The 6,213-nt window shown below is 62.1% G+C and carries 7 protein-coding genes; all 7 read left to right on the forward strand.

Features of this window, described 5'->3' with window-relative positions; all coding sequences use genetic code 11:
- Window positions 1-120 precede the first annotated feature (120 nt).
- The 7 genes from gshB (at window position 121) to AAEZ03_RS25440 (ending at window position 6,010) form a co-directional block, all read left to right on the forward strand.
- Complete coding sequence (gene gshB, locus AAEZ03_RS25410) at window positions 121-1,074, forward strand: glutathione synthase (RefSeq protein WP_048370940.1); 954 nt, start codon at window positions 121-123, stop codon at window positions 1,072-1,074.
- Between the two features lie 77 nt (window positions 1,075-1,151).
- On the forward strand, window positions 1,152-2,051 hold the full coding sequence (locus tag AAEZ03_RS25415) for an energy transducer TonB (RefSeq protein WP_048370942.1): 900 nt from the start codon (window positions 1,152-1,154) through the stop codon (window positions 2,049-2,051).
- A 59-nt stretch (window positions 2,052-2,110) separates the two neighbouring features.
- On the forward strand, window positions 2,111-2,683 hold the full coding sequence (locus tag AAEZ03_RS25420; RefSeq protein WP_123750810.1) for a YqgE/AlgH family protein: 573 nt from the start codon (window positions 2,111-2,113) through the stop codon (window positions 2,681-2,683).
- The gene (gene ruvX / locus AAEZ03_RS25425; RefSeq protein WP_048370946.1) at window positions 2,683-3,123 is read left to right on the forward strand and encodes a Holliday junction resolvase RuvX; all 441 of its coding nucleotides are present in this window, start codon (window positions 2,683-2,685) and stop codon (window positions 3,121-3,123) included. Before AAEZ03_RS25420 ends, ruvX begins: the two co-directional genes overlap by 1 nt.
- 83 nt (window positions 3,124-3,206) lie before the next feature.
- Window positions 3,207-3,725 (forward strand): bifunctional pyr operon transcriptional regulator/uracil phosphoribosyltransferase PyrR, encoded by a 519-nt coding sequence (pyrR, locus tag AAEZ03_RS25430; protein ID WP_278941617.1) that lies wholly within the window; start codon window positions 3,207-3,209, stop codon window positions 3,723-3,725.
- 12 nt (window positions 3,726-3,737) lie between these two features.
- Window positions 3,738-4,742: an aspartate carbamoyltransferase catalytic subunit gene (locus AAEZ03_RS25435; protein ID WP_048370951.1), complete on the forward strand. Its 1,005-nt coding sequence runs from the start codon at window positions 3,738-3,740 to the stop codon at window positions 4,740-4,742.
- Window positions 4,739-6,010 (forward strand): dihydroorotase, encoded by a 1,272-nt coding sequence (locus tag AAEZ03_RS25440; protein ID WP_350582441.1) that lies wholly within the window; start codon window positions 4,739-4,741, stop codon window positions 6,008-6,010. Before AAEZ03_RS25435 ends, AAEZ03_RS25440 begins: the two co-directional genes overlap by 4 nt.
- Window positions 6,011-6,213: the final 203 nt, after the last annotated feature.

Consider the following 6,213-nt stretch of genomic DNA (forward strand, 5'->3'; position numbering starts at 1 on the left):
CCCGTGTGGGCGGCGGGGGCCCGCGTTATTTTTGTCTTTTTCAACTCGGCCCGCCCCCCCCGCGCTCCTACAGTTAATCGCATTTCGCCTTTTGCCCACTATTTAATCGAGGAATTTGCCATGAGCGTTCGAGTCGGGATTGTCATGGACCCCATTGCGGACATCTCCTATAAAAAGGACAGCTCGCTGGCCATGCTGTTGGCCGCACAGGCACGCGGCTGGACCCTGTTTTATATGGAGCAGCAAGACCTTTACCTGACCGAAGGCAAGGCCCGCGCGCGCATGAAGCCGCTGAAAGTGTTCGCCAACCCTGAGAAGTGGTTTGAGCTGGAGGCCGAGGCCGACACTGCCCTGAGCGATCTGGACGTGATCCTGATGCGCAAGGACCCGCCCTTCGACATGGAATTTGTGTACACCACCTATCTGCTCGAACAAGCCGAGCGCGACGGTGTGCTGATCGTCAACAAGCCGCAGAGCCTGCGTGACTGCAACGAAAAGCTGTTCGCCACCCAATTCACCCAGTGCACGCCACCAACCGTGGTCAGCCGTCGCGCTGACGTGCTGCGTGAATTCGCGGCCCAGTACGGCGATGTGATCCTCAAGCCGCTGGACGGCATGGGCGGCACCTCGATCTTCCGCCACCGGGTCGGTGATCCCAACCTGTCGGTGATCCTCGAAACCCTGACTGCCAACGGCACCCAGCAAATCATGGCGCAAGGCTATTTGCCGGGCATCAAGGACGGAGACAAGCGCATCCTGATGATCGACGGCGAGCCAGTACCTTATTGCCTGGCGCGGATCCCGGCACAGGGCGAAACCCGTGGCAACCTGGCCGCTGGCGGCCGTGGCGAAGCCCGCCCGCTGAGCGAAAAGGACCGTTGGATTGCAGCCCAAGTCGGCCCAACCCTGCGTGAAAAGGGCCTGTTGTTTGTAGGATTGGACGTTATCGGTGAGCACCTGACCGAAATCAACGTCACCAGCCCGACCTGCATCCGGGAAATCGACAACGCCTTTGGTACTAACATCGGTGCACTGTTGATGGACGCGATTGAGCGCAAACTCGCCGCACGCTGATCTGCGACCTCCAGAAAAAGACCAACATTGCGCTATCATGCGCAGCCTGTGAAACCCGCGATGTTGGTCTTTTTGCCATGACACTCCCCAGCGACCTGCCCCCTGAACTGCGCCACACCGGCGTGCGCGCAGCTGATCGCCTGGGTTTTGCCCTGTTTATCGCAGCCCTGCTGCATATCGCGGTGATTGTGGGCGTGGGTTTCAGCGCCAGCGAGCCCAAGCCAATCAGCAAAACCCTGGAAATTACCCTCTCGACGTTCAAGAGCGAAAAGGCCCCGGAGAAAGCTGACTTTCTGGCGCAGGACAATCAGCAAGGCAGCGGCACGCTGGACAAAAAAGCCGTGCCCAAGACCACTGAAGTGGCGCCGTTCCAGGACAACACCGTCAAAAAGGTCACCCCGCCCCCGGCCGCCAAGCCGGAGCAACCCAAGGCCGCGCCCAAAGCAGCCGTGACCACCGTGGCGCCCAAGCCTAAAAAAGCCCCGAGCGAGCCGCAAAAAACCAAGACTGAGGCGGCGCCCAAGGCCAATATTCCGACGTTCGACAGCTCGCAGCTGTCCAGCGAGATTTCCAGTCTCGAAGCCGAACTGGCGAACGAGCAGCAGTTGTATGCCAAGCGCCCGAAGATCTACCGCATGAGCGCGGCCTCGACCATGCGCGACAAAGGCGCCTGGTACAAAGAAGACTGGCGCAAGAAAATCGAGCGCGTGGGCAACCTCAATTACCCCGAGCAAGCCCGTCGCGAAAAAATCTACGGCAAGCTGCGCCTGCTGGTGTCGATCAACCGCGACGGCTCGTTGCACGAGGTGCTGGTGCTTGAGTCCTCCGGGCAACCGCTGCTGGATCAGGCCGCGCAACGCATCGTGCGGCTGGCAGCGCCTTTTGCACCGTTTACCGGCGACCTGGCCGATATCGACCGTTTGGAGATCATTCGTACCTGGCGCTTCGGCCCGGGGGATCAGTTGTCGAGTAATTAAGCGGCAATCTTCATCCCCTCAACTTGTCAGTTGCCCTTGTCAGCGCCACACTTACACCCATGAAAAAGCACACGCCAACGTACCTCAAGCACCAATTGCTGATGGCCATGCCGCATATGGCCGACCCTAACTTTGCCCACACGTTGACGTATATCGTCGAACACACGGCCAATGGGGCCATGGGGCTGGTGATCAACCGCCCGATGGATCTGAACCTGGCGGACATTCTTGAGCAGTTGCGCCCCGACGTGCTTTCGTCGCCTTTATGCCAGCACATTCCGGTCTACGGCGGCGGCCCGGTGATGGTGGATCGCGGTTTTGTCTTGCACCCCGCCACGATGAACTTTGACGCCACCGTCGAGCTGCAGGACGGGCTGGCCCTGACCACTTCAGTGGACATCCTGTTCAGCATTGCTGACGGTCGCGGCCCGCAGCGCAGCCTGATCTGCCTGGGCTACGCCGGGTGGGACGCCGGCCAACTGGAGGCCGAACTGGCCGACAACGCCTGGCTGACCTGCCCGTATTCAAGCGACATTCTGTTTGCAACCTCCAGCGAACTGCGCCTCGACGCAGCCGCCAAACACCTGGGAGTGGATCTCAATTTGTTAACCAGTCAAGCAGGCCACTCCTGATGGCCAGCCTTCGTTTATTGCTGGGTTTCGACTACGGCACCCGCTCCATCGGTGTCGCCGTGGGCCAGATGGTCACTGGCCAGGCCCGCGAGTTGTGCAACCTCAAAGCCGAAAACGGCATTCCCAAGTGGGAAGAGATCGAAAAGCTGATCAAAGAGTGGCAGCCCGACGCCATGGTGGTCGGCATGCCGCTGAACATGGACGGCACCCCGAGCGAGTTCTGTGCCCGGGCGCAAAAATTTGCCAATCGCCTCAATGGCCGCTTCAATCTGCCCGTGTTTACCCACGATGAACGCCTGACGACCTTCGAAGCCAAGGGCGAACGTCGCTCTCAGGGCGGCCAGCGTGGCAGTTACCGCGACAACCCCGTCGATGCCATCGCCGCCAAACTGGTGCTGCAAGGCTGGCTCGACGAACACCCGGCACCACCTCAAGCCTGACGCTGCGTTTGCCTCACTGACGCGCCCCATTGTTTGCGCCCGCCGCCGCACGCTTTGCCACGCGGGCCTGTTAAGGAGCCACCATGATATTGCCTGTCCCCGCTGAACTGATCTCCCAGATGGCCGTCGACCTCAAGACCCATCTGGAACGTCGCGGCATCACCGAGCCGCGTTTTATCGGCATTCGCACGGGCGGTATCTGGGTTGCTCAGGCGCTGCTGCGCGCACTGGGCAGCGACTCGCCGCTGGGCACGCTGGACGTGTCGTTCTACCGCGACGACTTCAGCCAGAACGGCCTGCACCCGCAAGTGCGCCCCTCGGACCTGCCATTCGAAATCGAAGGCCAGCACCTGGTGCTGATCGATGACGTGCTGATGAGTGGCCGCACCATCCGCGCCGCGCTGAACGAGCTGTTCGACTATGGCCGCCCGGCCAGCGTGACCCTGGTCAGCCTGCTGGACCTGGACGCCGCCGAGCTGCCGATCCGCCCGAACGTGGTCGGCGCGACCTTGTCACTCAAGCCCACCGAGCGGGTGAAATTGTCCGGCCCGGCGCCGCTGACCCTCGAACTTCAAGATTCATCTCTAGAACCCGCCCTATAAGAGACCATTGCGATGACGCCTCCAGACGCCAAGCGCCCGCTACAGCTCAATGATCAGGGCCAGTTGCGCCACTTCCTGTCGCTCGACGGGTTGAGCCGCGAGTTGCTGACTGAAATCCTCGACACCGCAGACTCGTTCCTTGAAGTCGGCGCCCGAGCGGTTAAAAAAGTCCCGCTGCTGCGCGGCAAGACCGTGTGCAACGTGTTCTTTGAAAACTCGACCCGCACCCGTACCACGTTCGAAATGGCCGCCCAGCGCCTCTCGGCTGACGTGATCACGCTGAACGTGTCGACCTCGTCGGCGAGCAAGGGCGAAACCCTGCTCGACACCTTGCGCAACCTGGAAGCCATGGCCGCTGACATGTTCGTGGTGCGCCACGGTGACTCGGGCGCCGCGCACTTTATTGCCGAGCACGTGTGCCCGCAGGTCGCGATCATCAACGGCGGCGACGGCCGCCACGCGCACCCGACCCAGGGCATGCTCGACATGCTCACCATTCGTCGGCACAAAGGCGGCTTTGAAAACCTCTCGGTGGCCATTGTTGGCGACATTCTGCACTCACGGGTGGCGCGTTCGAACATGATCGCCCTGAAAACCCTGGGCTGTAAGGACATCCGCGTGATCGCGCCGAAAACCCTGTTGCCGATCGGGATCGAGCAATACGGCGTGAAGGTGTACACCGACATGAACGAAGGCCTGAAAGACGTCGACGTGGTGATCATGTTGCGCCTGCAACGAGAGCGCATGGCTGGTGGCCTGCTGCCGAGCGAGGGCGAGTTCTACCGCCTGTTCGGCCTGACCACGGCACGCCTGGCAGGCGCCAAGCCGGACGCCATTGTCATGCACCCCGGCCCGATCAACCGTGGCGTGGAGATTGAGTCGGCGGTGGCCGACGGCCCGCACTCGGTGATCCTCAACCAGGTGACTTACGGCATCGCGGTGCGCATGGCGGTGTTGTCCATGACCATGAGCGGGCAAACCGCCCAGCGCCAAATCGAACAGGAGAAGGCCCAGTGAAACTCAGCATCCTCGGCGCCCGCGTCATCGATCCTGCCAGCCAGCTGGATCAAATCACTGACCTGCATCTGGAAGCCGGCAAAATCGTCGCCATTGGCGCCGCACCTGCCGGCTTCACCCCAAGCCAGACCCTGGACGCCAAAGGCCTGGTGGCCGCACCGGGGCTGGTTGACCTGAACGTCGCCCTGCGCGAGCCGGGTTACAGCCGCAAAGGCACCATCGCCAGCGAAACCCGCGCTGCTGCGGCCGGTGGCGTGACCAGCCTGTGCTGCCCGCCGCAGACCAAGCCGGTGCTCGACACCTCGGCCGTCGCCGAACTGATCCTCGACCGCGCCCGCGAAGCCGGCAACTGCAAAGTATTCCCGATTGGCGCCCTGAGCAAAGGCCTCGACGGCGAGCAACTGGCCGAGCTGATTGCCCTGCGTGACGCCGGTTGCGTGGCCTTCGGCAACGGCCTCAACAGCTTCACCAACACCCGCACCCTGTGCCGGGCGCTGGAATACGCGGCGACGTTCGACCTGACGGTGATCTTCCACTCCCAGGACCGTGATCTGGCAGAAGGCGGCATCGCCCATGACGGCCCGATGGCGGCCTTCCGTGGTTTGCCGGGCATTCCGGAAACCGCCGAGACCGTGGCCCTGGCCCGCGATCTGTTGCTGGTTGAGCAAAGCGGCGTACGGGCGCACTTCAGCCAGCTGACCAGTGCACGCGGTGTGGCGCTGATTGCTCAGGCGCAGGCACGCGGCTTGAAAGTGACCGCCGATGTAGCGCTGTATCAGCTGATTTTGACGGATGAGGCGCTGGTGGATTTCTCCAGCGTGTACCACGTGCAACCGCCGCTGCGCACCCGCGCAGACCGCGACGGATTGCGTGCAGCAGTGAAGTCGGGCGTGGTGCAGGCGATTTCCAGCCATCACCAGCCACACGAGCGTGACGCCAAACTGGCACCGTTCGGTGCGACTGAACCGGGCATGAGCAGCGTTGAACTGCTGCTGCCATTGGCAATGACGTTGGTAGAGGACGGTTTGCTGGACTTGCCGACCTTGCTCGCACGCCTCAGCGCGGGCCCGGCCCAGGCTTTGCGCCTGCCCGCTGGCAGCCTGACCGTGGGTGCACCGGCTGACCTGGTGCTGTTCGACCCGGCCGCGTCGACCGTGGCCGGTGAAAAGTGGCATTCCAAGGGCGACAATTGCGCGTTCCTCGGCCACTGCTTGCCGGGCGCCGTGCGTTACACGCTGGTGGATGGGCGGATCAGTTACGAGGGCTAAGATCAACCCTCACCCCAACCCTCTCCCGGAGGGAGAGGGAGCTTTACCGAGGTGTTTTCAGATTCAACGCAGTACCGTCAGGGTGCAGAAAGCCCTCAATATTCCCCAATCAGTCCCCTCTCCCTCCGGGAGTGTATGGACCGGGGACATAGCGAACACAATGTTCGGAGACATCGCGAACACTTTTAATAGGACACATTGAC

Origin of the sequence: Pseudomonas sp. HY2-MNA-CIBAN-0224, from assembly GCF_040310285.1 — a bacterium.
Lineage (GTDB): Bacteria > Pseudomonadota > Gammaproteobacteria > Pseudomonadales > Pseudomonadaceae > Aquipseudomonas > Aquipseudomonas helleri.